A 2,999-nucleotide genomic window follows, 5' to 3' on the forward strand; every position below is an offset into this window, starting at 1 on the left:
CTGCGACGGCCCATTGGGCGCCGTCAACCCATTCGAGGCACCATCCTGATTCACCGCCGAACCGGCCACCACCGCCAACACCGGATGCCCCAACCGCCGCGCATCCGAAAGCCGCTCCACCACCAACCTCCCGCCACCCTCGGAGAATCCGGTGCCGTCGGCTGCCCCGGCGAATGCTTTGCAGCGGCCGTCGGGTGAAAGTCCGCGCCAGCGGCTGAATTCGACGAAGATGTCGGGAGTGGCGTTGACGGTGACGCCGCCGGCCAGCGCCAGGTCGCACTCGCCGGACCGCAGCGAGGCCACCGCCATGTGCAGTGTCACCAGCGACGACGAACACGCCGTGTCCACCGACAGTGCCGGGCCCTCCAGCCCCAGCACATAGGCCACCCGCCCCGATGCCACGCTGGACAACTGGCCGGTGAGCCGGAAACCTTCCACGGGCTCTGCGGCGAACATGCCGTAACCCTGCGTCATCACGCCGGCGAATACGCCGGTGGCGCTGCCCCGTAATCCGGCCGGGTCAATCCCCGCGCGCTCCAACGCCTCCCAGGACAACTCGAGGAACATCCGTTGTTGCGGGTCCATCGCCAGCGCCTCGCTCGGCGTCACCCCGAAGAAGGCCGGGTCGAAATCCGCGACGTCGTCGACGAATCCGCCGGTGCGGGTGTAGCAGGCACCGGGCACATCGGGGTCGGGGTTGAACATCCCGGCCAGGTCCCAGCCGCGGTCGCCGGGGAACTCGGTGAGCACGTCACGGCCCTGGGCCACCATGTCCCATAAGTCGTCAGGGCTTTGAACTCCACCGGGGAACCGGCAGGACATCCCGACGATCGCGATCGGGCCGTCGACGGTCGCGCGCACCGGCCGAACCTGCTTGATTTCTTGTGGGACACCGGCGAGTTCGGTGCGCATGTAGCCGGCGAGCCCGTTGGGGGTCGGGTAGTCGAAGATGAGAGTCGGTGAAAGCGCCAGCCCGCTGGCGGTTTTGAGCCGGTTACGCATTTCGACCGCGGTCAGCGAGTCGAAGCCCAACTCCTGGAACGCCTTGTCTGCGTCGATGGCATCCGGCGCGGTGTTGCCCAGCACGGTGGCGATGTGCGAACGCACCATGTCCAACAGCAGGGTGTGCTGCTCGTCATCGGATAGTCCCTGCAGCCGTTGCGCCAGCGCAGATTTCGATTTGCTGGCGGCCAGCGATTCATCGACACGGCGACGTGTCGGCGCCGCGATCAGGTCGGTGAACATCGGCGGCACCACCGCGGCGTTGCCACGTAGCGCGGCAGTGTCGATGTGAGCCGGCGCCAGGAACGGCTCGTCGATGATCATTGCGGTGTCGAACAACTGCAACGCCTCGGCCGACGACAGCGCGAGGACACCGCTGCGGCCCAGCCGGGCCCGATTGGCGGCGTCGAGTCCGCCGGTCATGTCGCTGGCCTGGTCCCACAGGCCCCAGCCCAGCGAGATCGCCGGCAACCCGTTGGCGCGCCGGTGCGCCGCCAAGGCGTCCAGGAACGAGTTGGCAGCCGCGTAGTTGGCCTGACCCGACGAGCCCACCAGACCTGCCATCGACGAAAACATCACGAACGCCGACACGTCCAGATCCCGAGTCAACTCGTGCAGATTCCACGCCGCATCCACCTTGGCCCGCAACACCGCATCGACCCGGTCTGCGGTCAGCGACGTCAGCACCGCGTCATCGAGCACGCCGGCGGCATGAATCACCGCCGACAACGGATGCTGTACCGGAATATCGGAAATCACTTTGGCCAGCGCTTCGCGGTCGGCCGCATCACAGGCGATCACGTTGACGTCAACGCCGGCGTCGGTGAGCTCGGCCACCAGCTCCGCGGCACCCGGCGCGTCGGCGCCGCGGCGGCTGACCAACACCAGGTGGCACACGCCGTGTTCAGCCACCACGTGCCGGGCCAGCGCCGAACCGGCCATCCCGGTGCCGCCGGTGATCAGCACCGTGCCGGCTCCCAGCGCGCCACCTGGCCCAAAAGGCAAGGTCATCACGACCTTGCCGACATGACGCGCCTGGCTCAGATACCGCAGTGCCGCCGGCGCCCGCCGGATATCGAACGTCGTCACCGGCAACGGGCGTAAGACACCGTCGTCAAACAGCTTGGCGAGGTCCAGCAGATACTGGTGCATCCGGTCCCGGCCGGGTTCGAACAGGTCGAAGGCGCGGTACCGCACTTGCGCGTGCTGTTGGGCGACCACGCCGGGGTCGCGGATGTCGGTCTTGCCCATTTCCAGGAAGACTCCGCCCGGGGCGACCAGCCGCAGTGAGGCGTCGACGAACTCGCCGGCCAGCGAATCCAGCACCACATCCATCCCGTGCCCACCGGTCACGGCCGAGAACTTGTCCTCAAACTCCAGTGTCCGCGAGTCGGCGATGTGATCGTCGTCAAAATCCATGGAGCGCAGCATGTCCCACTTACCACGGCTGGCGGTGGCGAACACGTCCAGGCCCAGATGGCGGGCCAACTGCACCGCCGCCATCCCCACCCCGCCGGTGGCGGCGTGAATCAGCACCCGCTGACCCGGTTTGACCCCGGCCAGGTGCAGGAAGGCGTAGTAGGCGGTGGTGAAAACAGCTGATACGCCCGCTGCTTCGGCGAATGTCCAGTCGCTGGGCATCGGGAGCAGCAGCCGGGTGTCGCCGGCGACCAGTGTGCCGCTGGTGTCGGGGAAGAATCCCATCACCGCGTCACCGACGGCGAATTCGGTGACATCGGGCCCCACCTCGACGACGACACCGGCCCCTTCGCCGCCGAGTAACGCGTCATGCGTGAACATACCCAGGGTGATCATCACGTCGCGGAAGTTAGCGGCGATGGCGCGCATAGCGACGCGGACATGGCCAACCCCCAGCGGCGTATCGGCGTTGGGCACGGGTTCGAGCTGCAGGTTCTCGAACGTGCCCGCGGACGAAAGCCCCAACCGCCACGGCTGGTCGGTGGGCGGCGGCGCCAACAACCCGTCGACCGCCCGGC

The 2,999-nt window shown here is 67.7% G+C and carries 1 protein-coding gene; it reads right to left on the minus strand.

Annotated elements, in window-relative coordinates; translation table 11 throughout:
* Nucleotides 1–2,999 (minus strand): SDR family NAD(P)-dependent oxidoreductase (locus ACRDTL_RS18020; protein ID WP_431508060.1); only part of this gene is annotated, 2,999 nt, incomplete at both ends.

Origin of the sequence: Mycobacterium sp., assembly GCF_050700595.1 — a bacterium.
Taxonomy (GTDB): domain Bacteria; phylum Actinomycetota; class Actinomycetes; order Mycobacteriales; family Mycobacteriaceae; genus Mycobacterium.